The 25,428-nt window shown below is 51.8% G+C and carries 16 protein-coding genes and 1 pseudogene; 15 read left to right on the forward strand and 2 right to left on the reverse strand.

What is annotated here, in order from left to right:
- The first annotated feature begins 70 nt into the window (after positions 1-70).
- Complete coding sequence (locus I8J30_RS22285; RefSeq protein WP_210661849.1) at positions 71-4,807, forward strand: S-layer homology domain-containing protein; 4,737 nt, start codon at positions 71-73, stop codon at positions 4,805-4,807.
- A 378-nt stretch (positions 4,808-5,185) separates the two neighbouring features.
- On the opposite strand, the gene I8J30_RS22290 is transcribed toward I8J30_RS22285, so the two are convergent.
- Positions 5,186-6,418, reverse strand: coding sequence for an aminopeptidase (locus tag I8J30_RS22290; RefSeq protein WP_210661851.1), 1,233 nt, complete (start codon positions 6,416-6,418; stop codon positions 5,186-5,188).
- A gap of 164 nt (positions 6,419-6,582) precedes the next feature.
- Between I8J30_RS22290 and I8J30_RS22295 the strand changes: the two genes are divergently transcribed.
- From I8J30_RS22295 to I8J30_RS22335, 9 genes are all read left to right on the forward strand, one after another.
- The gene (locus tag I8J30_RS22295; protein ID WP_210661853.1) at positions 6,583-6,900 is read left to right on the forward strand and encodes an MGMT family protein; all 318 of its coding nucleotides are present in this window, start codon (positions 6,583-6,585) and stop codon (positions 6,898-6,900) included.
- Positions 6,901-6,923: 23 nt separating this feature from the next.
- Positions 6,924-7,832 carry a DMT family transporter gene (locus I8J30_RS22300; RefSeq protein ID WP_210661855.1) on the forward strand — a complete coding sequence of 303 codons (909 nt, stop codon included), beginning with the start codon at positions 6,924-6,926 and terminating at the stop codon, positions 7,830-7,832.
- Positions 7,833-8,046: 214 nt separating this feature from the next.
- Positions 8,047-9,789, forward strand: a complete 1,743-nt coding sequence (locus tag I8J30_RS22305; protein ID WP_210661857.1) for an ABC transporter ATP-binding protein — start codon at positions 8,047-8,049, stop codon at positions 9,787-9,789.
- 112 nt (positions 9,790-9,901) lie between these two features.
- On the forward strand, positions 9,902-11,707 hold the full coding sequence (locus I8J30_RS22310; RefSeq protein WP_210661859.1) for an ABC transporter ATP-binding protein: 1,806 nt from the start codon (positions 9,902-9,904) through the stop codon (positions 11,705-11,707).
- A 451-nt stretch (positions 11,708-12,158) separates the two neighbouring features.
- Positions 12,159-13,139 (forward strand): phosphotransferase family protein, encoded by a 981-nt coding sequence (locus tag I8J30_RS22315; RefSeq protein ID WP_210661861.1) that lies wholly within the window; start codon positions 12,159-12,161, stop codon positions 13,137-13,139.
- Between the two features lie 26 nt (positions 13,140-13,165).
- Entirely contained in the window at positions 13,166-14,041 is an 876-nt protein-coding gene (locus I8J30_RS22320) for an SDR family NAD(P)-dependent oxidoreductase (RefSeq protein ID WP_210661863.1), read from the forward strand.
- Positions 14,042-14,058: 17 nt separating this feature from the next.
- A complete protein-coding gene (locus tag I8J30_RS22325; RefSeq protein WP_210661864.1) occupies positions 14,059-15,126 on the forward strand; it encodes a S66 family peptidase in 1,068 nt (355 codons plus the stop codon).
- A 66-nt stretch (positions 15,127-15,192) separates the two neighbouring features.
- Entirely contained in the window at positions 15,193-15,777 is a 585-nt protein-coding gene (locus I8J30_RS22330) for a hypothetical protein (RefSeq protein WP_210661866.1), read from the forward strand.
- Between the two features lie 32 nt (positions 15,778-15,809).
- Complete coding sequence (locus I8J30_RS22335; RefSeq protein ID WP_210661868.1) at positions 15,810-16,229, forward strand: NUDIX hydrolase; 420 nt, start codon at positions 15,810-15,812, stop codon at positions 16,227-16,229.
- A 59-nt stretch (positions 16,230-16,288) separates the two neighbouring features.
- Here the strand turns inward: I8J30_RS22335 and I8J30_RS22340 are convergent.
- A pseudogene (locus I8J30_RS22340) lies at positions 16,289-17,309 on the reverse strand (LLM class flavin-dependent oxidoreductase).
- 262 nt (positions 17,310-17,571) lie between these two features.
- Here I8J30_RS22340 and I8J30_RS22345 point away from each other — a divergent pair.
- The 5 genes from I8J30_RS22345 (at position 17,572) to I8J30_RS22365 (ending at position 24,758) form a co-directional block, all read left to right on the forward strand.
- The gene (locus I8J30_RS22345; RefSeq protein WP_210661870.1) at positions 17,572-19,353 is read left to right on the forward strand and encodes a sensor histidine kinase; all 1,782 of its coding nucleotides are present in this window, start codon (positions 17,572-17,574) and stop codon (positions 19,351-19,353) included.
- Positions 19,328-20,935, forward strand: a complete 1,608-nt coding sequence (locus I8J30_RS22350; protein ID WP_210661872.1) for a response regulator — start codon at positions 19,328-19,330, stop codon at positions 20,933-20,935. Before I8J30_RS22345 ends, I8J30_RS22350 begins: the two co-directional genes overlap by 26 nt.
- 174 nt (positions 20,936-21,109) lie before the next feature.
- Positions 21,110-22,867, forward strand: a complete 1,758-nt coding sequence (locus I8J30_RS22355; RefSeq protein WP_210661874.1) for an extracellular solute-binding protein — start codon at positions 21,110-21,112, stop codon at positions 22,865-22,867.
- A 130-nt stretch (positions 22,868-22,997) separates the two neighbouring features.
- Positions 22,998-23,855 carry an ABC transporter permease gene (locus tag I8J30_RS22360; RefSeq protein ID WP_091224637.1) on the forward strand — a complete coding sequence of 286 codons (858 nt, stop codon included), beginning with the start codon at positions 22,998-23,000 and terminating at the stop codon, positions 23,853-23,855.
- Between the two features lie 18 nt (positions 23,856-23,873).
- Entirely contained in the window at positions 23,874-24,758 is an 885-nt protein-coding gene (locus I8J30_RS22365; protein ID WP_210661876.1) for a carbohydrate ABC transporter permease, read from the forward strand.
- Positions 24,759-25,428: the final 670 nt, after the last annotated feature.

Genomic DNA, 25,428 nt, shown 5'->3' on the forward strand with positions numbered 1-25,428 from the left:
CTATTTAATTGTTGAAATATGGTAGGTTGTCTCTTAATATGGGAAGGTATACATCTACTAGGGGGAATAAATGTTGAAACGATCCATTATGCGCAGAATAAGCATCGCTGTGTTGAGCTGCTTACTGCTCACTATTTGCATGCCGGTTTTGGCTTATGCAGCCAGCTTCATCAAGATTGATTATGACGCATCTACCGGAAATATTTCCGGCGAGATTTATTCGGACTCCGATACGGTCGGATTGTCGCTAAGTGAGAATGGAGAATTTCTCGACATCGCAGATAAGGTGAACATAACGCCAGGTTCATACTTAGTGCGTGACAATGTTTACGTTCGTGACGATGTTTATTCGTATCGAATTCATGGCAATATCGGAACGGGGCATATTCTGGATAAAATATCGGTGCATGAGGGACCGGATCTTTCGAAGGTAACCGAGTTGACGCCATCCGTAAGGGATGATGTCTATTATTCGGCTGAGAAGAATGATGCTCCGCCTGTGCCGGAGATCCATGGCGGATTTGATTACTGGTATGAATCCGGTAAGACGAATGTATCCTTTACATGGTACGCTCCGATAATATTTGATCTGGACCACTTTAATGTATATATGGACGGAGTCAAAATAGGTGAATCGACAAGCGCCTACTACGAGGTGCTGCAGCTAGAGCCGCTAAGCGTACATAGTTTTGAAGTTTCGATAGTAGATACTAAGGGTCAAGAATCGCAGAAGAGTAAGCCCTACAAACTGCGTATTCAAAGCTACTTTAACCAACTCGAATTTATGAACGAAAAACCAAAGGGCTATACGTTGCAGGCCGGGGACTCCCTTGTAACGCTCAATCCGATTGATCAAAATGCTGAATCTATTTATTCGAATGATGCAACTGTATCTTATTTGACTGTCTTGCTTGGACAAGCATCGACGGGCAAAGCTTCCGTACCGTTTACGTTGAATCAAGAACACCTGTCTGCATCCGATTTCGAGTTGGTTGATAGTCAGAATAACAGTCTTCCTATTAGTACTCTGACTATCTACCCTATAGATGGAAACTATTATTTAGCCGTTGAAATCGACGGAGGATGGGATTTCTCTGAGACGTATATATTGCGAATGGCGGACTCCATCGATGGCGATGAAATCAGCTTGCCAGATGCGAATTCTAACTCTCTATTGATGGCTGCTTATCTGACCGATAACAGTTTCTCTGATTTAACACAAGTGTTCTTCAGTGACTACAAGACGGACTTGGTTGTAGGCGATCCCACACTTATCCCAAATCCGGGCCCTGTGCTTAAACCGGGATATGGGTATTGGCACAATGAGGAAGGGACTCATTTAGACATTAATTGGGAAGATGAGAACGCGGCGAATGTCGATCATTATAATATTTATCAAAATGGGGTAAAAGTTGGCGAATCCTCGACTTTATCCTATACCTTCAATCAAATTAAACCGCTTAGTATTCAAAGTTTCGAGGTTACCGCGGTAAATAGCGCAGGTATCGAATCCGAGAAGAGCAAACCTTATAAACTTCGTGTACCTAGCCCGTACAACAGGCTTGATTTTATTAATGAAAAGCCGAAGGGCTATACCATGAAGGCCGGAGATGTTCTTGTCACATTCAATCCAATCAATAAATCGGCTGATAGTATGTATTCAGACGATGCTACTCAATCCTATTTTATGGTTCATCTTGGCGGAGTGCACGCATATGTCAATGGAGAGTGGAGTACCGTTCCATTCACTTTGAATCGAGCTCATCTGACAGCAGCGGATTTTCAATTGGTTGATAGTCAAGGAAAACAAATGCCAATCCGCGGTATGAACGTCAATGGGGAAGACGAGCCTTACCTGTCATTTACAATTGATAGCGGATTAGATTTTTCTGAAACGTACACCCTGCAGCTGTCAGGCTCTATTTACGGAGATGAAATCAAACTGCCGGATACGGTTACGAATTCGATGTTAATGTCCGCCTATCTATCCGATAATGATTATGACAATGGTACCAATATCACTTTCGGAGATATCGACTCTGAGCTGGTGTTGACCGATGGATCAGATGTAACGGCACCGGCAAAACCGACCGCCCTGGAAGGACTGGCAGGCGATAAGTCGATTACGGTATCGTGGGCTGCGAATTCAGAGGAAGATTTGAATAACTATAAGATTTATCTGGATGGTAAATTCTTCGCACAAAGACCGGCAGATACGACAAGTTATACCTTAACCGGATTGGAGAATTTCAGGTCCTATAACGTCAGTGTCTCTGCGGTTGATCATGCGGGCAATGAATCGCCTCAAGCTTCTATCACATCTATGCCTGAAGGATCCCCGGCGATACCGGTTTTTGAGAATCAATATGGCTTTTCATATGATGGCGGAGAGACGAGCTTATCAATTCAGTGGTTAAATGTAGGAGCGGCAATAGGACTAGATCATTTCAATGTGTATCAGAATGGTAAAAAAATAGGTGAAACCACGCAAAAGATATTTTTTATTCATAATCTTGCACCGCTTAGCCTCCAAAGCTTTGAGGTTACAGCAGTAGGTACGAACGGAATGGAATCGGACAAGAGTGATGCATTTAGGATTCGAATTCCGAGTGTGTTTAACAGCATTGGTTTTATTAACAGCAAACCTAAGGGCTACAAGCTGAAAGCGGGGGATACTCTCGCTACGTTTAATCCAATCAGTAAATCGGCTGAAACCATTTATACAGACGATGCTACTACTTCCTTTTTGAGTATTGGACTTAACGGTGTGAGTTCTCTAAATGCAGGTGAGCGTATTACGATTCCTTTTACCTTGAATAAAGAACACATATCGGCATCCGACTTTGAGTTGGTTGATAGCCATGGCACCGAATATCCAATAAGCAGCGTGGAAATTTTCGGTGAGGAAGATTATCACTTGTATTTCATAATCGATAGCGGATTGGATTTCTCTGAGACCTATAAGCTTCGGATGACGGATTCTATTGATGGGGATGAAATTCGTCTGCCTGATACCATTTCGAATGCGATGGAAATGTCTGCTAATCTTACAGACAACGATCATGAGGAACTGTTCACATTCGTGAATTTCGCAGATGCCCGCTATGATCTTGTTGTGGGCAATGAAGCACCTTTAAAACCGACGGGACTGGAAAGTATTGCCGGTGACGGCAATGTAACCGTGTCCTGGACGGCGAATACGGAAGCAGACTTGGCCGGATATAACGTATATCGAGACGGCACGTTGGTGACGGCAAGCCCGATCACGGCGACAAGTCTCAAGCTTAATGATTTGGAAAATGGCAAGACGTATCAAATCAAGGTTACTGCAGTAGATACGGCAGGCAATGAGTCGGAGCAAGCTGCAGTCAGCGCTACGCCACACGATCAAACAGCACCAAAGAAACCGACAGGATTGCAAGCTTCTGAAGGTGACGGCAATGTAACCGTGTCCTGGACAGCGAATACGGAAGCAGACTTGGCCGGATATAACGTATATCGGGACGGCACGTTGGTGACGGCAAGCCCAATCACAGCGACAAGTCTTAAGCTTAACGATTTGGAAAATGGCAAAGCGTATCAAATCAAGGTTGCTGCGGTAGATAAATCCGGCAATGAGTCGGAGCAAGCTTCGGTAAGCGCAACGCCACACGTAAGCATTATAATAGGTGGGGGCGGAGGAATTGTTATGCCGTCCACTCCTGAAGTACCGGGTACCACAGTAGTAGCTCCAGGCGATCTTAAGAAAGATGGAGATAAAGTAATTGTCGAGCTTGGAAAAGATGACTCAGGTGTACTACTTCCGGCAAGCGCCGATGCATATACCGGCGCAAGTGAAATTACGGTCGGAAATGATACGGTGTCTGCAGTGATTCCAAATGAGTTGATTACGGAGCTGCAAGGGATGATACCTGCAGATGCATTGAAGGATGCACAAATCTCATTCTCCTTCGAGAAAGCATCGGAAGACACTGTTAAATCCGTGCTTAATGGTGGTGCCGGAACGGTGAATACCAATGTGAAACTAGCCGGAGATGTTTTTGAATTCACGCTCTCCATCAAGACCAAGGACGGTAAAGAAGTGAAGCTGTCCCAATTCGATGCTCCGATTACGCTGAAGTTGAAAGTAGCTGATGGTGCAAAGACCGACCTGCTTGGCGTGTACTACATCGGCGACGATGGTAAGCTGGAGTATGTCGGCGGTAAATTGGTAGATGGCTTCTTGGTAGCGGATGTAAGCCACTTCAGTAAATACGCGGTTCTGGAATTTAAGAAAACCTACAGCGATATTAGTGCAACCCACTGGGCAGCGGATGCTATTGCGAAGCTTTCCGCAGAGCACGTGGTAGAAGGCGTAACCGATTCGTTGTTTGGACCGACGAAAGAAGTAACTCGCGCTGAGTTTGCAGCTTTCTTGGCACGCAAGCTGAACCTTAAAGCAAGTGGCAAGAATAAGTTCAGCGACGTAGCAAGCGGCAAATGGTATGCAGATGAAGTGACGGCAGCAGCCGAAGCGGGAATTGTGCAAGGGCGTACCGCAACAACTTTCGCACCAGATGCGAAGGTAACCCGTGAAGAGATGGTCGTCATGCTGATGAAAGCATACGAGATCATCTCCGGCAAGAAAGCGGACGCTCAGTCGGCCGATGCGTCGTTTGCGGATCAGAGCTCCATCAGCGCATGGGCTGCAAATGCAGTAAATGCAGCATCCAGCCTTGGTATGGTCCAAGGTCGCGAACAGAATATGTTCCTACCGAAAGGTTACGCAACTCGCGCAGAAGCGGCGCTTCTGATCGCGAAACTGTAATTGCATTGCAGGAAGCAAGAAGCACCGTTCCGATTAAGGATTGGTGGTCCGTTTATAGAGAAACCCACGTTATCCATAACGTGGGTTTCTCCTTGTTGTCGGTACAAAATTCGAGCTTCGGCCATATGTAACGGTTGTGACAGCGGCTATTTTCCATTAAAAGTCCGTTTTTATTCTCTAACGGTTGCCACCGAGTCTATATGGGCATTTTCGTATCAAATTTGACCATTTTGCTTGATATAACGGCTGTCACAACCGTTACAATCTTAAAAGCGGTTTTTCTTATGAAATAGGCTCGCTGGCAACCGTTACAATTTGTCTTAAACAAAAAATGGCTGCCCGAGAGGGAATTTCTCTTCTCAAGCAGCCATTTCTTTATTAGAACGCCCAGTTACCGTTGCGGAACAGCGTTTCTTTCGTGCCGTCGACGCGTTCGCCTTCGATGTTCAGCTCTGCGGAGCCGATCATGAAGTCGACATGGACTAGGCTGTTGTTGAGGCCGTTCGCCACTTGCTCGTCCTCGGACATCGTTTTGCCGCCTTCGATACAGAAAGCATAGGCTTTGCCGATCGCCAAGTGACAGGAAGCATTCTCGTCAAACAGCGTGTTGTAGAACACAAGGTTCGTATCCGAGATCGGGGAACGATGTGGAACCAATGCGACTTCGCCGAGGTAAGCGGCGCCATCGTCGGTAGCGACAAGGTTCTTAAGGACTTCAAGTCCTTCTTCGGCTTGCACGTCAACGATTTGACCATCCTTGAACGTCAGCGAGAAATCCTTGATCAGGTTGCCGCCGTAGCTAAGCGGCTTCGTGCTGGACACCGTGCCGTTCACGCCGCCTCTTAGCGGAGCCGTGAAGACTTCCTCTGTCGGCATGTTCGCTACGAAGATATCGCCCTTCGCGTTCTCGCTTCCCGCGCTGATCCAGATGTGGCCCGGAGCCAGCTCGATCGTAAGATCGGTTCCCGGCGCCGTATAGTGCAGCTTGCGGAATTTCTTCTCGTTCAAGTGGGATGCTTTCGTATCCAGCACTTCAATGTGCGATTTCCATGCCGCGACCGGATCTTCTTCGTTCATGCGGGTTGCTGCGAAGATCGCATCCCAGAGCGCATCCTCTTGCTTGCTTGGATCAACATCCGGGAACACTTTAGCCGCCCAATCCGGGGATGGAACGGCAACGATGGACCAGCTGACTTTGTCGGACATGGTGTAGCTTCTCCATGCCTTCAGCGCGATGCCTGCCGCCTTGTTCGCATTGGCGATCCGCTCAGGCTTCGTGCCTTTCAGCAGATCCGGGTTCGGCGCGATGATGCTGAGGAATGCCGCGTTATCGGCAGCCATCTGCTCCCACCCTTTCGCACGCCACTCCGGATATTCCGTAAAGGCTTCGTCTGGGGCAAGCTCGTATTTGGTGCGAGTGACGACATCGTCATTCCACTCCACGTGCACGTTTTTGGCGCCGACTTCATAAGCTTTCTTCACGACAAGACGCACGAATGGCGCGCATGACAGGGATGTAGAAATCACTAGGGTTTGGCCTGGCTGTACATTTACGCCGACCTCAACAGCAAGAGCTGCGTAACGCTCGAGTTTCTCTTGAAAATTAGGCAATAGACTCACTCCTACAGGACAGAATAAATTTATTCTAACATATAAGCCTAGCTTTTCCCTAAGGGGGGAATTTTGAAAAGGGTGGAGTGGGTAGACCGCTTAACTTTGGTTGCAGGGGCGGGCTGTTTAGGGTGTATACTAATAGAGATTAAAGGAGGTGCGTCATGACGCCATTTACGCAACAAGTCATTGCAGTTATCGCGAATATCCCATCAGGCACGGTCATGACGTACGGTCAGATCGCGGCGCAGGCCGGCAGCCCCAGAGGGGCGAGGCAGGTGGTACGTATTCTTCATTCCATGAGCGAGAAGCATGGATTGCCGTGGCACCGCGTCATTAACGGTAAGGGCGAAATCGCCATCGGCGACGGTGAAGGGCGCTATATGCAGCGTGTACTGCTTGAAGGTGAAGGCGTGTACGTGAGTCCCGCCGGCACGATCGATTTGGGGGAATACCGATTTGAGCCTGAACCGAATGATTAAGGAATAGAAAGAAGGATTACAGGTTGCCCAAACTCATCTATGTCGCGCTTCTGCTGTTAAGTCTCATTTGGGGCGGTTCGTTTTATTTTATCAAACAATTGCTGCATGACTTTGGCCCGTGGTCGATCGCGTTTCTGCGTTCATCCTGCGGACTGGTCGTCGTGCTGCTCATTATGCTGATTTTGAAGAAACCTTTTGCCTTCCGGAGCCTGCCGTGGCCGGCGATGTTCATCATGGCACTAATCAATACGGCGCTGCCTTGGACGCTGATCGGATTCAGCGAGCAGCATCTGACGAGCAGCATGGCTTCGATCTTGAATGCGATGACGCCGGTATGGACGATTATCGTGGGCATTCTTTTCTTCCGGAGCAAATCGCACTACATGCAATGGGTAGGTATCGGCGTAGCCACAATCGGACTGGTGATTCTGCTCGGCATTCGGCCGGGCGCGCTGCTATCGGTCGATGGTATCGGCTTAATCGGCATGCTGACCGCTACGTTCTGTTATGCAGTAGGTTCGCAATTGTCCAAAAGGCTGTCCGTTCGAGGCTGCACGATGTACCAAATTACATACGGAACGCTGCTTAGCAGTACGATTGTCAGCGGCACGCTCGCATTCTCCACAGAATCCATCACGTTGCCAAACGTGACCGATATGAGCAATGTTTCGCATATTATCGGGCTTGGGATATTTGGTTCGGGCATCGCCTACATCCTGTTCTACTATATGGTCGAGAAAGGCAGCGCAGAATTCGCCTCGATGGTTACGTATTTGGTACCCTCGACCGCATTAATCTGGGGCTCGGTCCTGTTGAACGAAGCGATCAAATGGAACATGCTCGCCGGGCTTGTCATTATCCTCTTCGGCGTCTTCCTGGCAAGCCGGAAGCCAAGGCGCGAGGCAGCGTTGAAGCCGCGAAGTGTTCATTGAGCAAGAAAGCGTTGCGAAGATAGGTGAAAACGATAGACCCGCCTTTGGCTGTCATTTTTGCGTGCAGCCCGAAGGTGGGTTTGCTTTTGGCAGGAAATATCCGGTTTGGGGCAAATTACTATAAGGATGCATGATACTAGGTTGGTGCATTCACGCCGTAAGAGGTACAATCAAATTAGTTATTTTTGGCAGAATGGATAAAGGGGGCAATAACTTGTCTTTCGTGACACGGCTTCAGTGGTTTTTTAAACTCAGATGGATGCATTACACGCTTGCCATCAGCTTGATGACGGTGGTCAGCTTGTTGACGACGGTTCCGCCGAAAATGATCGGGAACACCATTGACCGCATTCGCGAGCATACGCTGACGGCTTCTCAGCTGAGCAGCACGGTGCTGCTGCTGGTTAGTCTCTCATTGCTCTTATATGTGCTCGTATATATTTGGATCACGACCTTGTTCGGCAACTCGGTGCTGATCGAGAAGCTGCTCCGCGGTCGGTTTCTGGCGCATCTGACGCGCATGACGCCGTCGTTCTTCCAACGTAACAACACCGGTCAGCTGATGGCTCTGGCGACGAACGATATTCTTGCCATCGGCAACACGGCCGGCTATGGGGTTATGACGCTCGTGAATACGCTCGTTGGCGCATCGGTCGTCATTATTACGATGATCTCTCTGATTGACTACAAGCTTATGTTAGCGGCATTAATTCCGCTGCCGCTGTTGGCCGTCGTTATCAACAAGCTTGGACAGCGAGTGCGGGTTCGGTTCATGGCGGCTCAGGATGCTTTTGGCAAAATGAACAACCATGCGCTGGAATCGATCTCGGGTATCCGAGTAGTTCGTTCCTACGTGCAGGAGAAACATGATCTGACGGCCTTTGACCAAGTGACGACGGAGGTCATGGATCGCAACCGCGAAGTATCGATTCTGAATGCGATGTTTCAGCCGCTGATCTCCCTTATTGTAGGCGTCAGTTACTCCATCGGCATCGGGTATGGCAGCTATCTGGTGTTTCACGATGAGATTACGCTGGGACAGTTAATCTCCTTTAATATTTATTTAGGGATGTTAATTTGGCCGATGATTTCCTTCGGTGAGTTTATCAACGTTCTTCAGCGGGGGAGTGCTTCCGCCGATCGGTTGGAGCAAGCATTCAAACAAGAGCCGGATCTTGCGGATGCAGCATCACCGGCAGCCGTGGCTGTCCCGACGACAATTGAGATGAAGGGGCTCACGTTTACCTATCCAACGGCGAATCAGCCTAGTTTGCGCGGGGTATCGTTCATGCTTGAGCGAGGGCAGACACTTGGCATCGTCGGCCGTACGGGCAGCGGGAAGAGCACGCTGTTGAAGCAGCTGCTCAGACAATACCCGCTTGATGAGAACCGGCTGCTCATTTCGGGGGTGCCTGTCGAGCAGATCGCCATTGATCAAGTGAAACGCTGGATCGCTTATGTGCCGCAGGAGCATCTGCTGCTCTCGAAGTCGATCAGCGATAATATCGCGCTTGGCAAACCTCAGGCATCAGAAGCCGAGATTGCAAAAGCGGTCGAGATGGCCTCCTTCACCTCGGATATCGCCACGATGCCGGAAGGACTGGGCACGATCGTCGGAGAGAACGGCGTCATGCTCTCCGGCGGACAGAAGCAGCGGCTCGCCATCGCGAGGGCACTGCTCGTGGATTCGGAGATTTTGCTGCTGGATGATGCTTTGTCAGCGGTGGATGCCAGAACGGAAAGCCGCATCCTCCATAACATCCGTCAGGAGCGGGCAGGCAAGACGACCTTTATCGCCACGCACCGTTTATCTGCCGTCAGCCATGCGGACTGGATTCTGGTGCTCGATGATGGCCGAATCGTGGAAGAAGGCACGCATGAAGAGCTGATGCATTTCGGCGGCTGGTACAGGCAGCAATGGGACCGTCAGCAGATGGAAGCGAGTTTGGAAGACTAGCAATAATCAGCGGCCGGCATGAGCTAGGTCTCTCGGAAAAAGGGCGGCCAAGCCCAGGCTTGATCGCAAACAAATTAGCCCGCTTACGGGCATCCTAATTCAGGAGGTAGCTATGAATCCATCGACGACGAGAAGGCTTCTCGGCTATGCGCTCGTCTACAAATACCGTATTGTTGCGGCGCTGCTCATCCTGTGCTGCGCGGTCGGCGCCGAGCTCGGCGGACCGTACATTACCAAGACCATCATCGACAAGCATCTATCGATTGATGAACGAGATATCGGAGCAGTGCTCAGACTGCTGGGCCTCTACATGGGGCTGCTGCTCACGGCGAGCGTATGTAACTTTACGCAGTCTTACCTGCTGCAAGCGACAGCGCTGCGCATCATTAAGAACATGCGGATCGACTTGATGCGGCATATCGGACGTATTCCGCTGAAGTATTTTGATAACACCCCGATTGGTCAGGTCGTCTCACGGATTGCGAACGATACGGAAGCTGTGCGAGATCTGTTTATGAGCTTCATGGCCACGTTCGTTGTCAGTCTTGTGCAGCTGGCGGGGATATACACAGCATTGTTTATACTGGATGCGCGGCTGGCGTTGTACGCGCTGCTGCTGCCGCCGTTGTTCGTTGTAATCATGTATGTGCATTTGAAATACTCGAAGGTCTTCATTACCATCATGCGCGCCAGGCTGAGTGATATGAACGCGATGATCAATGAGTCGATCGTCGTCATGCCGATCATACAAGCGTTTCGCAGGGAAAAGGTGACGATCGAGGAATTCGAGGTGCTGAACGAGGATCGTTATGTGAATCAAGTGAAGCAGTTTCGGGTGTTCTCTTTGTCCTCGCGTAATATCGTAGGTACCATCGGCAGCTTGGTTACGGCTTATGTGGTGTGGTATTTCGGAAGAGAGTCGCTGCAGACGGCGATTTCCTTCGGGGTGTTCTATGCATTTATCGATTACATGGGCCGGATCTTCCAGCCGATTATCGGGATATTCGATCAGCTGACTAATGCGCAGCGTGCTTTTGTATCGGCCGAGAAGGTGTTCGCGATAATGGACATCGAAGGCAAGGAAGTTGAAGATACGGCAGGCGTTAACCGTCCGGAAGGCGTCGTGAAATTCGACAACGTGACCTTCGCTTATAAGGAAGGCGAGAATGTGCTGAAGGGCATCTCGTTTGAAGCGCGCAGAGGCGAGACGGTTGCGCTTGTCGGCCATACCGGCTCGGGCAAAAGCTCCATCATGAACCTGCTGCTTGGCTTCTATGAGCCGCAGCAGGGTGTTATCACCATCGATGGACGCGATATAAGCAGCTTCTCGAAGCAGGCTTTGCGCAAGCATATGGGCATCGTGCTGCAGGATCCGTTCTTGTTCGCAGGCGATATCAAGTTCAACGTCAGCTTATACAACAAGGATATCAGCATCGACCGCGTGAAGGATGCGCTGCGCGAAGTCGGAGCCGCCTCGTTTATCGAGCAGCTGCCCGGCGGCTATGATGAACAGGTCGTTGAACGCGGAAGCACGCTGTCTTCCGGACAGCGGCAGCTGATCTCGTTTGCTCGGGCGCTGGCGTTCGACCCTTCCATTCTGATCTTGGATGAGGCGACGGCCAGCATCGACAGCGAAACGGAAGGTTTGATCCAGCAGGCGCTGAAGGTTGTCAGCGAAGGGCGGACAACGCTGGTGATCGCGCACCGTCTCTCGACGATCCGCGAGGCGGATCAGATTCTCGTGCTGCACCGCGGCGAGATCGTGGAGCGGGGCAATCACCGCGAGCTGATGGCGCTGCAGGGCCGATACTTTAAGATGTACCAGCTGCAGACGGGGGAGCAGGCATCGGCTGCGGGTGATGTCCCGGCGGGAACGGACATTGCCGCGAATGCTGCGGCAGCGAGTAAGAGCATGTAACCTAAGGACGGTTTCAAAAGTGTGCAGGACGGCTTTTGAATCCGTCCTTTTTTGATTTTGGTGGGTGCGGCTTGGGAGTGAGCAATTGTTGCATCTACTGCAACAAATTGGCCATGTAGAGGGTTGTAGAATCGCTTATGTTGCTGGAAATGCAACATTTCTGAGCGCATGGGCACCAAACAAGTATAGTGAACGCATAGTGTTGCATATTACGCAACATTTCTTGCAATAGGGTTATAAGCCTCAAGAAATGTTGCACAAAGCGCATCATTCTTGAGGCTGTGCCACTATGGTAAGTGACGGCCAGACGCCGGTCGGCATACCGCCATGCAGAGAAGCTACCTTCTTCCTGCGATATCGTGCGGATGGTCGTTTCATCTGCCTCGTTTTCCATGTACAATAGGCGTTATATGGGAATGTTTGTTTCCCGGGGAGCAGGAGGTGGCACGCGTTGAAGGAAATTGTACGGCCGGATGGAACGCTGGATGATCGACTCATCTGGAGAAGAGATATTCTCTATACCGGCACGAATGGCAAGCGTGTGGAGCGCGTCTATGTGTCGCCGGATGACAGTTATATTTTCAAGCCGTTAACGAATGAGAGTCAGCTTGGGCAAGAGGCCTGGGTATATGAAAATATATTGAAGGGGATGTCGTTCCCTGTTATTTATCCGCAGCTGTTGGCGGGATCGGGGCTTGCGGCCAGTGAAAACAGCTGGCAGCTGTTCGAGGATCTGGGACCACTTGAACACAAATTCGAAGAGGGCGCCGCGCTTGAACTCATCGCGCATGTGGCGTGGTGGCATGCCTTGCCTGCGGAACACCTGCAGCAGCAACAGCTGCTTGGGCCGAAGCCATTCATCGAGGATATTGCGAAGCAGGTGATGGATCGCCGCCGCCGTAATGAGCTGCTGGATGCTCTCGCGACGAGGTTCGAAGATGCGGAATCAGTCCTTCATCAACTGGAGTCGTTGATGCAACCGGAATTCACCGCCCTGCATTGGGCGAGAAACGTGATTTCGCACGGCGACCTGCACCTGGGCAACTATGCGCGGGTGAAGGGGGCTGTCAGCGTGCTCGATTGGGAGCATGCGCATCTAAACAGCCGCTACTGGGACCTGTATCACTTGATCGATTCCACGCATCCCGTGTTCCCCAAGGCCATGACTTCGGAGCTGCGCGAAGAGCTGCTGAATCGATACTTGCTGCATAGTGCGAATCACGGCATAAAGCTGGACGCAGAATCATTCAAGCAAGGCTATTACTTATTCACGGCGCTGTTCTCGCTATGGATGGTGCTGCTGATCGATGGCGATCTGCAGCGTCTGGCGGGAGTTGACGGCAAATGGTCCATCAAACAGCTGCAGGAGCAGCTGAAGGAAACGTTGGACAATCTCGAGCAATGTGTCGACAGGCTAGTCACGCAATCATAATCCCTTAAGTTAGGAGTGGCTCGCAAATGACGAACAATAATCGTGCACAGCGGATTGCGCTAGTGACCGGCGCAAGCGGCGGTATGGGACGGGCAACGGCCGCGCTGCTTGCGGCGGAGCACGGCATGAAGGTATTTCTGCTCGCGCGTAATCAGGAGAAGGGACAGGCGGCAGTTGACTACGTGAACGTCAAATCCGGTCGCGGGGATGCGGAGCTGCTGCTGTGCGACCTGGCTTCCTTCGCGAGCATCCGAGAGGCCGCGGCGGTGCTGGCAAGCCGAGCAACCCATCTCGATGTGCTGGTTAACAACGCGGGCATCATCACGCTGAAGCGGGAAGAAACGGCAGAGGGCTTCGAGCGGCAGCTTGGCGTAAACCATCTGGGGCATTTTCTGCTGACGGGACTGCTGCTGCCGCTTCTGCTTCAGAGCCAATCGGCGCGGATCGTCAACGTATCCTCCGGTGCGCATAAGATCGGTACGATGGACTATGCGGATCCGGGGATGACGAAGAGCTTCACGGTCTGGCGCGCTTACAGCCGCTCGAAGATCGCGAATATCTGGTTTACGAAGGAGCTTGCGCGCAAATTAAACGGTACCGGGATCCCGGTATATGCGCTGCATCCGGGAGTCGTGTCGACCGATATCGGGGTGAACCGGAACACGGGGTTTGGCGGTCTTGTTCATAAGCTGATGCGGCCGTTCTTCCTGACGGCGGAGCAGGGTTCGGCGACAGCCGTGTTCCTGGCGAGTGCGACGGAAACGGAGATTGGCGGCAAGTCCGGCGATTATTTCTACAAGCTGAAGCCCCTTGCGGTTTCGAACCTGGCGGCATCGGATGAGGAGGCCGGCCGATTCTGGGCATGGAGCGAGCAAGCGACGGGGTTCACCTATTCAACTTAATAAAGGGGGAGCGGAGCATGGGGACGATACAATCGATTCGATATCCTTGGATGGCGGATGGAGCGACAATTGGGGTTACGGCGCCTTCATCCGGTGTAGATCCGTCGGCACACGGGCTGCTGGAGCAGGTTAGCGAACGACTGGGAGCGAGAGGCTTCACCGTTGAGTACGGAGCGACCGCCTATACGCAAAATAAAGCGAAATCCGCTCCGGCAGCCGTGCGTGCACAAGAGTTTAACGCGATGATTCAAGATACCGGAGTCGATCTGATCATTCCGCCTTGGGGCGGCGAATTGTTAATGGAGATGGTCGATCAGGTAGACTATGAGCATCTGCCGGCCAAATGGGTGCTCGGGTATTCCGATCTGAGCGTGCTGCTGCTTGCCATCACGCTCAAGACGGGAATCGCCACGGCGCATGGCACGAATATTGTGGACCTCAGAGGAGAAGCGCCGGATGAGACGACGGCAATGTGGCAGACCGTTCTCTCGACGAAAGCCGGCGAATCCTGCGTGCAGCGATCCTCGCTGCATTATCAGAAGGACTGGGTGAACGACAATCCGAACGTGTTTAACCTGACGGAACCGACCTATTGGCGCAAAGTGCTGCCAAGCGGCGAGATTGAACCCGGCGGTGAGAGCGATGAGCGGTTCAGCGGCAAAACAGTCATGAGAGGAAGACTGCTTGCGGGCTGCATCGATGTCGTTCGGCATCTGATCGGCACGCCGTACGGCGATGTTCGGCAGTTCAGAGCGCAATACATTCCCGGGGAGCCGGTCGTGTGGGTGCTCGAGAATTGCGAGCTGAACACGGCGGATGTACGCCGCTCGCTGGTCCAGATGAGGCTGGCAGGCTGGTTCGAGAACTGCTCCGGCATTCTGTTCGGGCGCAGTCCTGCCAACAAGCCGGTAGAGAACTACACCATTGATGACGTGTATACCGATTTGGCAATTGAGCTCGGGCTGCCCATTATCATCGATATCGATTGCGGACATGTTCCGCCGCAGATTACGTTAATTAATGGCGCTTATGCGGAAATCGAAGTGGAAGCGGGCAAAGGGACGGTTAAGCAGTCTTTTGTATAGGAAGACGAGCAGTGGGGAAGCTACCGAACATTCGGTGTTAGGAAGCTTCGGAAGGAGTAAGCGGGGATGTTTAAAGGCAAGAGGATCTACTATGTGCTGGGTGCAGTGCTCGTGCTGCTTCTGCTCAATACATTCATGGGCACGCGCAACAGCTCAACCGTGGAGGAAGTGCTCAATAAGGGCCATATCAAGAAGGTGCAGCTCCTGTACCAAACGGAAGTGGATCAGGATACGTTGGCATTCTACTTGAGCGTGCCGGAGGAACAGGCGGTAAGTGCAAGCAAGGACCTTGCGGTAACCGATATGGGGTACGGATTATTGAAGAAAAATATTTTTGGAAAATGGGTCATCAAGCAGTCAGCCGAATTTGGCAGCATTAAGGCCTACCTCGCGGATGATGGGTTTACCGGCGAAATCGCACTGTTACCGACGATGCTCTATGGCGTTATCGGCGACGATCACATTGGGTCCATTAACGTTACCTTTCAAGATGGAGACAAACAGGTGCTGACGAAAGCGACAATCGTAGACACCAAACCCATCCGACTCTGGTATGCGCCGGCGGATGAGCGGATTGCGGATCGAGAAATCAAGCTCGAAGCTGCCGGTCGGGATGGCAAGGCTATAGCGACGAAGAAGGTTTCTTTTTAAAAAAAGGAGTCCCAGTGGGAGGGCGCTTGGATTTGCAGGGATATAACGTGTTGATGATCTACAGCAAGGACAAGGAGCGGCTGCTCATGTGCAAACGACTGAAGGAGCCGTATAAGGGATTAAGCAATTTGGTGGGCGGCAAAATCGAACCCGGCGAATCGGGGATAGATGCGGCTTATCGCGAGCTGGCGGAAGAAACCGGCATCTCTGCGGCGGATGTCACGCTGCATCATGTCATGGACTACACCTACTATCTGCAGGACTGTTACGTGGAGGTTTATGCGGGCAAATTGAAGCGCGATGTCGAAGTCGCAGGCGATGAGAATGAACTTTATTGGTCGGAGCTGCATCATGATTTCTTCGACGTGTCGCTCTATGCCGGCGAAGGCAATATCGGGCATATGTTGGAGCAGGTGAAGATGAGCAAGGTACTTGCGATGGATGAGCAATAATAAACGCCCTTTACTAAGTCCCGCTAAGAAGCGGCCGAGTAAAGGGCGTTTACTATGTTTTAGTCCGCTGAGCCTTCCAGCCCGGCAGCTTCAGCCAAGATTTCATAAGACCGCAGACGCGCGGCATGATCATAGATTTGAGAAGTAACGATGAGCTCGTCGACCATCGTTTCGTTCAGGATTTCACGAAGGCGAGCAGCCACGGTTGCTTTGTTGCCGGTGATCGCATACTTGAATTTGGACTGCAGCGCATCCCGCTCATGCGACATCCACAGCTCATCCATGTTGTCGATCGGCGGCTTCAGCTTGCCCGGACGGCCGCGAATGAGGCTGAGGAATTGCTGCTGCTGCGAAGTCGCAAGGAAGCTTGCTTCTTCATCGGTATCGGCGGCAACGATGTTGATGCCGATCATGACATATGGCTTCGCGAGTGCCTCGGAAGGGCGGAAGCTGCTGCGATAGAGATGGATGGCCGGCATGAGATATTCCGGTGCAAAATGGCTCGCGAACGAGAATGGCAAGCCGAGCTCGCCGGCCAGCTTCGCGCTGAAGCCGCTTGAGCCGAGCAGCCAGATCGGCACATCCAAGCCTTCGCCCGGGGTTGCGCGGACAGGCCTAAAGGCATCTGCCGGCGGATGGAAGTAGGCGCGCAGCTCGGCAAGCAGCTCCGGGAACTCCTGCCCGTTCGAAGCCAGATCGCGGCGAAGCGCGCGAGCCGTCGTCTGGTCGGAGCCGGGTGCGCGGCCAAGGCCAAGATCGATGCGCCCCCGGGTACATCGACTCCAGCGTGCCGAATTGCTCGGCAATGACAAGCGGCGAATGGTTCGGCAGCATGATACCGCCGGATCCGACGCGAATTCGCTTCGTGCCGCCGGCTACGTAGCCGATGACGACCGAGGTGGCCGAGCTTGCTATGCCCGCCATGTTATGGTGCTCGGCAAGCCAATAGCGGTTGTAGCCAAGCCGCTCGGCATGGCGCGCGAGGTCCAGCGTATTGCGGAACGCATCCGCCGGCGTCCCGACATCGATAACCGATGCTAAATCTAATACAGACAGAGGAACTTTTATAGAATCAGTCATTGTTAAGATGACCTCCTGTTTCTTCGCGATTTGTGTGCGTGGTACGTCGTCGATCTCTTTATTATGGAACACCCTCAGAATTTATTCAAGCTGCTAACTAATTACAAGTTAATAACGATTATACATCAATGGGTCGGGGAGGTAATTGGCGATATGTGAAGAATTATGTAGCATACGCCTCCTGATCCAGTCATCCATGCGTGCCCATCCTAGGTGTAGCGTTTCCTGCCTGATAGAAGCAACTACTATGCCGGGGGTGGCAATGCTGCTGAATATCCTGAAACGTATCGCTTCGCTGTCCATTTTGCCCAAGCTTGTCCTCACTTTCCTTGTTACGCTTACACCGCTCTACATCATCAGCTGGAAAATGAACGAAACCGGCTCCTCCCACGTCCAGAAAGAAATCACAGACTCTCTAGTATCGCGGACCTCCTTATATATGAACATGCTGGAATTCGACATCGACAGTGCCATTCGGCAGCTGCAGGAATATGTCAATGACGATGATTTGCTTAAACTGTCCTCCTCCTCCGAGGTGATGTCTGAAATCGAGAAGATGCAGGCGCAGCTTCGGCTGAAGAGCCGTCTGGATGCCCTTCAGAAATCCAGTAAGTTCGTGAATAATGCCATTGCCTTCATCCCCGCCATGAACCGTACCGTGTCTGCGAATGCCAACGTCATCGGAAACTTCGATGAAGCGCAGTTCGTCGCGCTGAGCAAGTCGACGAATCGGTTCGAGTCTCCTTTTCTATTGTGGAAGGATCGGCTCTTCATTAGTATTCCATATCCCGACCCGGCTATCTCAAGCCGAAGAAGTCCGGTCTTCCTGCTTGCCATTGAAATTTCGCGGCCTGAATTAAGCAAGGTGCTGCAGGAGTTTACGAATGAAGGCGGCCATACGGCGCTCGTTGGGAACAAGCAGCCTTTTCTCATTACCGGCGGTTCGGACGCGGTGGATGAAGAGCTCATTCATGATTTTCAGCACGAGGAAGCGACGTCGGAAGAAGGCAAGCTGCAGTCGGTGGAATGGAAGGACCAATCCTATTTGGTGGTCTCCAACCATTCTTCGCGTCTCGACATGACTTTGCTGATGTATGTCCCCGCGAACAAAGTGAACGCATCGCTGCAGGTCTACCGGTTCTGGTTCTATGTGCTCTCTGCCATGTCCGTCTTCCTGGTGCTGTTGTTCTCCTACAGTATTTACCTCATTATTCATCAACCGTTAAAACGGCTCGTCCGGTCTTTCCGGCGCATCGAGCAGGGGCAGTTCAATCTGGAGGTCCATTACCCGCTGCAGGATGAATTCGGTTATTTGTACGGGCAGTTTAACGGCATGGTCAAGCAGCTTGACGTGCTTGTCCATGAAGTGTATGAGCAGCAGTACCTGGCCCGCCTGGCAGAGCTGCGTCATTTGCAGTCGCAGATCAACCCGCATTTTCTGTACAACAGCTATTTTATTCTGTACCGGATGGCACAGCAGCGGGATCATGATAACGTTATTTATTTCACGAAGCATTTGGGTGAATATTTTCAATACATTACGCGCGACGGCTCGGATGAGGTGCCGCTGGCCAGCGAGATTCATCATGCCCGCACGTATGCGGAAATTCAATCGATCCGGTTCTCGGAGCGGATTATGGTGGAGTTTGAGGAGGTGCCTGAGGAGCTGCGCGCGTTCCCGGTTCCTCGTCTCATCGTCCAGCCGATCATCGAGAACGCTTATAACCATGGCTTGGAGCATAAGCGAAGGAATGGTTTAATAACAGTCGAGTTCAGCACGAAACCCGGGGCGATCGAGATTTCCATAACCGACAACGGGGAAAACATGGATGAGGAGAAGCTGCGCGAGCTGCAGTTGAGCTTGCTCGACAAAGCGCAGCCCACAGAGCATACCGGTCTGCTTAATGTCCACCGGCGCATTATTATCAAGTACGGGGGCGGCGGTTTGACGCTCAGTTTGGGGGAGGAACGAGGCCTCAAAGTGACGATGACGATTCCGAGGGAGGAGGGTACAAAGGATGAACCGCTTATTGATTGTGGATGACGAGAGATTCACGGTGGACGGCCTCTATGAAATGATCGAGGACACGCCGGGTTTGGAGCTGGACATCTATCGCGCTTACTCCCCGGAGGAGGCGCTCGAGTGGCTGACGCGGACGAAGATCGACATCGTGCTTAGCGATGTGCGAATGCCGGGCATGACGGGACTTGAGCTCCAGCAGCGGATCGTGGCGCAGTGGCCGCGCTGCAAGGTTATTTTCCTCACCGGCATTCACAACCTGGAAACCGCCCAGCTTGCCATTCGGACAGGCTCCATTGACTATATTCTCAAAACCGAAGGCGACGAGGCGATCATTCGCAGCATTCGCAAGGCGATCGATAGTCTGGCCGCGGAGTCGCAGAGCCAGCAATTTATGCTGCAAGCCAAAGACCAATTGAGCCGCGCGCTGCCCTTGCTGCACCGGGATTGGCTGATGGCGGTGCTGGAGTCGAATGCGGCGCAACCTGCGGTGACGGAAGAGAAGCTGCAGGAGCTGCATATTCCGCTGCGAGGCGATGCGCCGATCATTGCGCTCATCGGACGGATCGACCGCTGGGGCGAAGGCAGCTATCACGACCGGGCTTTAATGCTCTATGCCGTCCAAAATATTGCCGCGGAATACTATGCGCCGTTAGCCGTATTCACCGCGAGCACGGATATGCACCACTTTGTTTGCCTCTTGCAGCCATCAGCGGAAACCGGCGAGCAAAGCGAGACTTGGCGCGAGACCGTCAGCTTCGTACAGGGCACGATGGAATCGATCCAGCAAACCTGTGATCGGCTGCTTCACCTGCCTGTATCGCTTATTTGCGGCGCACAGCCCGCGGGTTGGGAGCAATTGCCGCGCGTATACGAGCAGATGAAGAAAAGGCTGGTCGTCGGACTCGGTACACGGGATCGGATGCTGCTGATCTTAGATCAGCGTGAGGAAGGAGTTGCTCCTGAGGCTGCCCTGCCGCCACTGCGAACAATAACGCTGCAGCTGGAGCGTCTGCTGGAGGATGGTACCGAAGAGGCTTTCGCTGAAGCGATTAAGAGCTATACCGCGCTGCCTACTCAATATGCCGAATATGCGCTTGTCTACTATGCCATTGCCAATCTCCTGCTCAGTCAACTGACGCAGGGTGGGGAAGGCCGCATGGATGCCGCAATTATGGATGATCTGATGAACCTCTCCGCCCATCAATCGCGTGAGGCTGCGCTGAGGTACTTGCTTCAGACGACATCCGCAATCTACGCAAGGCGCAAATCCATCCAGCATGAACGGACTCACCAGTTGATTGCGCGGCTGCATCAATATATACGGGGGAATTTGGCCGGCGATCTGTCGCTTACGAGCTTATCCGAGATTGTCTACCTTAACCCTGCCTACTTGTCGGTTCTCTATAAACAGCAGACAGGCACGAACCTGTCCGAATACATCGCCGAGCTGCGCCTGGAGAAGGCGAAAGAGCTGTTAACTGCGACTCCGCTCAAAATTCACGAGATTGCCGACAAGGTCGGTTTCGAGACCTCGGGTTATTTTATCCGCTTCTTCAAGAAACGGATTCAGCTCACTCCGCAGGAATATCGGGCAAGAGAGTAGCGGTCTGCGCGGAAGGGGGCAGGTTTTCTGAATTTCCGCACGCCTGTCCCCGCTTCCGCGCGATTACCTATACAGGAGACCACGAATCTATAGATTGTTCCATAGTGAAGCAAAGTGCCGTCATTCTATACTGAAGGAGTAGGAAGCTTGCAAAATAAAAGGGAGGTTAGGGGAATGCGAAAGCCATTCAAATGGACTGCGGTTCTGCTTATGACTTTTATTTTTGTTTTTGTAACCGCTTGCAGTTCGGGAAATAACAACAACAACAAGAATACTTCCGATTCCACAGGGAATGAACAAACCAATACATCGACGAATACGGCAGATACGGACAACAGTGCGAATGCCAATACGAATGAGCCTGCGCCTGCGGCGGAGCCTGATCCGTACTTCGGCAAGTATGATCCGCCAATCAACATTACGAGCGTACGTGTCATCAACGATACGTTCAAGTTCATGGAAGGTCAGACGATCGACAATAACATGTGGACGCAAGCGCTCCAAGAGAAGCTTGGCATTACCGTGAAATACGACTGGGTCGTCAGCGGCGATCAGCCGGGGGGCCAAGGCGAGCAGAAGATGAACGTGTCCATCGCCTCGGGCGACTTGCCGGCGTTCATTCCGGTAAACGCCAAGCAGCTTAAGCAGCTGCAGGAAGCCGATGAGCTTGAAGATCTGACCGCTATTTATGAGAAATACGCATCGCCTTTCCTCAAGGAAATTCTCAATCAAGACGGACCGGCCGCACTCGCTTCAGCCACATTTGGCGGCAAGCTGATGGCGATCCCGAACACCGGCTCTTCCATGGATGGAGCGGGCATGATCTGGATTCGCAAGGATTGGCTCGACAAGCTTGGCTTGCAGCCGCCGCAATCGATGGCTGATGTGCTTGCCATCTCCGAAGCTTTCACGAAGCAGGATCCGGACGGAAACGGTAAGGCGGATTCGTACGGCATCGCGATGAACAAAGACCTGTACGGCGGCTTCGCTGATATCACAGGCCTCTTGAACAGCTACCACGCCTATCCGAAAACATGGATCAAAGACGCAAGCGGCAATCTTGTCTATGGCAGCATTCAGCCTGAGATGAAGACTGCGCTGGCTGTTCTGCAAGAGCTCTACAAGAAGGGTCAAATTGACAAAGAGTTCGGCGTTAAAGACGGCGGTAAAGAAGCGGAATTGACGACTTCGAACAAAATCGGCATGCAGTTCGGCCAGATGTGGAATCCGCTGTGGCCGCTCGTAGACAATAAGAAAACAGATCCGAATGCGCAGTGGCAGTCCTATCCGCTCGTTTCTGCAGATGATCAACCGGTTACGCCGCAAGTCGGCTTCTCTGTCGGCCAATATTTTGTCGTGAAGAAGGGTGCCGAACATCCGGAAGCGCTGCTGAAGATGATCAATCTGTTCGTAGAAACAGGCTGGGGAGAAACAACAACGCCTGAGAATTACGCGAAATATTTTACGGGCGATGGCTTCGAGAAATTCAAAAACATGCCGTTCCAAGCATGGCCGGCTCGTAAAAACCTGGATATCTACCTCCATGTAACGGCTGCGCTGGACAGCAAAGATACATCCGCTCTTAATCCGGAAGAGAAGGATAACCATGATAAAATCGCTTCTTGGCTGGACGGATCGAGCAAAGAACCGCTGAACTGGGCGTATGAGCGCATCTTCGGCAAAGAAGGCTCGTTCAAAGTCATTGATCAATACGTCAACGGCAAAGCGCTCAAGCTGACGGAGTTCTACGGTGCTCCAACGCCTGCCATGGTTGAGAAAGAGTCGAACCTGCAGAAGAGAGAGCTGGAGACGTTCACGAAGATCATCATGGGCGATTCGATCGATACGTTCGATAAATTCGTTGAAGAGTGGAAGAAGCTCGGCGGCGATGAAATTACGCAAGAAGTCAACGATTGGGCGAAGAATAAGTAAGCTCGTGCAGGGTGCATGAGGGTAAGCTGGGCGGGGGAAGCGACGTCTTCCCCCGTTTTTTGACTAAACAGGGCAGGGAGGGAACGCTTTGTTGCGGAAAAATTGGAGCGGAACGCTTCCGCTGCACTTGATGATTTTGCCGGGTCTCATCCTTATACTGATTTACAGCTACGGTCCAATGTTAGGACTTGTCATTGCGTTCGAGAAGTTCAAGCCCGCCATAGGCGTGATTAACTCCAAATGGGTTGGATTCGATAACTTCCGCTATGTAATGGAAATGCCGGAGTCCAAGCAGATTGTTTGGAATACGATTCTCATCGCCATTATGAAAATTATTGCCGGCCTGATCGCGCCGATCGTGACTGCACTGCTGCTGAACGAGGTGCGTAAGGAAGTATTCAAACGCGGCATACAGACGGTTGTGTATTTGCCTCACTTTCTGTCGTGGATCATTCTCGGCGGGATTCTCATCGATATTTTGTCGCCGACGAGCGGGATTGTCAATCAAGTGCTGGGGTGGGTCGGCATCGAGCCGATTTATTTTCTCGGGGATAATAACTGGTTTCGTTATGTGCTGGTTGCCACGGATACCTGGAAGGAGTTCGGCTTTAATACGATTGTCTATTTAGCGGCATTAACGAGTATTAATCCAACCTTATATGAAGCGGCAATCGTCGATGGTGCGGGCAGATGGAAGCAGACGCTGCATGTGACGCTGCCGGGGATGGCGCCGATTATTATTCTGTTAATGACCTTAAGCTTAGGAAATGTGCTGAACGCCGGGTTTGATCAGGTGTTTAATTTATATAGCCCGCAGGTGTATGAGACAGGGGATATCATCGATACCTTCGTCTATCGGATCGGCTTGATCGATGCGCAGTACGGGGTTGCAACGGCGGTAGGCGTGTTTAGATCGGTTGTCTCGCTTCTCAGCATATCGTTGTCCTACTATTTGGCTTATCGATTCGCCAATTATCGTATTTTCTGATGAGAGGAGAGGGCGGGAGTGCTGGAGTATTACACGTTTAGCCGCAGATTGTTTCTATCCTTTAACTACGTCTTTCTTGCCTGTCTCGGTATATTATGTATTTTGCCAATCATACACGTCCTTGCGATTTCGTTCAGTTCAAGCGCGGCTGCTCAGGCCGGTTACGTCAAGCTGTGGCCGGTGCAGTTCTCGTTAAGCTCCTATGAATACGTGCTGCATAAGCCGGCGTTCTTCAAATCCATTCTCGTTACCTTGAAGCGAGTCGGACTCGGTATTCCGGTCAACATGCTGCTTACCGTGCTCATTGCCTATCCGCTTGCGAAGGAAGCGAAGAAATTTCCGATGCGGACGTTCTATGCGTGGGTGTTCGTCATTACGATTCTATTCAGCGGCGGTCTGATCCCGCTCTATATGACGATCAAATACACGGGCATTATGGACAGTATCTGGGCGATGATCCTGCCCGGCGCCGTACCGGTGTTCAACGTGATTCTGCTGCTGAACTTCTTCCGCGGGCTGCCGAAGGAGCTGGAGGAAGCGGCGTTCATGGATGGCGCGGGTCACTGGACGACATTGTGGCGGATCTACCTTCCGCTGTCGCTGCCGGCGCTGGCGACGATTACGTTGTTCGCCACGGTTAACCATTGGAATTCCTGGTTTGACGGGCTCATCTTCATGAACTCGCCGGATCACTATCCGCTCCAAAGCTACTTGCAGACGGTCGTGATCAACCGGGATCTGACGCTGATGTCCTCGGCGGACATGAAGTCGCTTACCGAGGTGAACGACCGGACCGCCAAGGCGGCGCAGATCTTCCTCGGCGCGCTGCCGATCCTGATGGTGTATCCGTTTCTGCAACGGTTCTTCATGAAAGGGATCGTGCTTGGAAGCGTGAAGGAATAGCGGGGGTTGTTAAGCAAATTCAATATAAAGTGAGAGAGGGGCCTTCTGGTAAGAGGGCTCCTCTGTCATTTGGTTGTAATGATAGTGTTGAATTAACTATTATGGAAGCGAGTATGACAAGCCCGCAAATAACTACCAAACAGTTTGTGAAAATTTCGAACTTATATTCTCTTGCGGATCGGACGAACGAAGTTAAGAAATTAGCGTGGGTAAGATGCCGGGCTTAAGGCCGCCAATCGATTGTAAGTGTCGGCGGTCTTTTTGCTGACTTTCAGAGCAGGATGCACCTCACTTTCCGCCTCCGTAGGCTGAGAGTCGGAAAATGCGACACTCAGCGTTCAAAAGGCCGCAAATTTGCGTCGAGAGCTCGGAAATGGAACTCTCAGCGCAGAAAGCGTCGTACTCTCGTCGCCTACGCATGCTGAGAGTCGGAAAATGCGACTCTCAGCGTACAAATGGACACAAATTTGCTTCGAGAGTTGAGTAATCCGACTTTCAGCGCAGAAAGTGGCTCCGTTTCGTCGCCTACGCATGCTGAGAGTTGGAAAATGCGACTCTCAGCGTACAAATGGACACAAATTTGCTTCGAGAGTTGAGTAATCCGACTTTCAGCGCAGAAAGTGGCTCCGTTTCGTCGCCTACGCATGCTGAGAGTTGGAAAATGCGACTC

The organism is Paenibacillus lignilyticus, assembly GCF_017942085.1.
Lineage (GTDB): Bacteria > Bacillota > Bacilli > Paenibacillales > Paenibacillaceae > Paenibacillus_Z > Paenibacillus_Z lignilyticus.

What these genes read in the sequence shown, in the direction of transcription:
- I8J30_RS22350 (WP_210661872.1), top strand. Translation starts at nt 19,328, where the DNA reads ATGAACCGCTTATTGATTGTGGATGACGAGAGATTCACGGTGGACGGC.
- I8J30_RS22345 (WP_210661870.1), top strand. Translation starts at nt 17,572, where the DNA reads ATGCTGCTGAATATCCTGAAACGTATCGCTTCGCTGTCCATTTTGCCC.
- I8J30_RS22330 (WP_210661866.1), top strand. Translation starts at nt 15,193, where the DNA reads ATGTTTAAAGGCAAGAGGATCTACTATGTGCTGGGTGCAGTGCTCGTG.
- I8J30_RS22360 (WP_091224637.1), top strand. Translation starts at nt 22,998, where the DNA reads ATGATTTTGCCGGGTCTCATCCTTATACTGATTTACAGCTACGGTCCA.
- I8J30_RS22325 (WP_210661864.1), top strand. Translation starts at nt 14,059, where the DNA reads ATGGGGACGATACAATCGATTCGATATCCTTGGATGGCGGATGGAGCG.
- I8J30_RS22285 (WP_210661849.1), top strand. Translation starts at nt 71, where the DNA reads ATGTTGAAACGATCCATTATGCGCAGAATAAGCATCGCTGTGTTGAGC.
- I8J30_RS22320 (WP_210661863.1), top strand. Translation starts at nt 13,166, where the DNA reads ATGACGAACAATAATCGTGCACAGCGGATTGCGCTAGTGACCGGCGCA.
- I8J30_RS22295 (WP_210661853.1), top strand. Translation starts at nt 6,583, where the DNA reads ATGACGCCATTTACGCAACAAGTCATTGCAGTTATCGCGAATATCCCA.
- I8J30_RS22310 (WP_210661859.1), top strand. Translation starts at nt 9,902, where the DNA reads ATGAATCCATCGACGACGAGAAGGCTTCTCGGCTATGCGCTCGTCTAC.
- I8J30_RS22355 (WP_210661874.1), top strand. Translation starts at nt 21,110, where the DNA reads ATGCGAAAGCCATTCAAATGGACTGCGGTTCTGCTTATGACTTTTATT.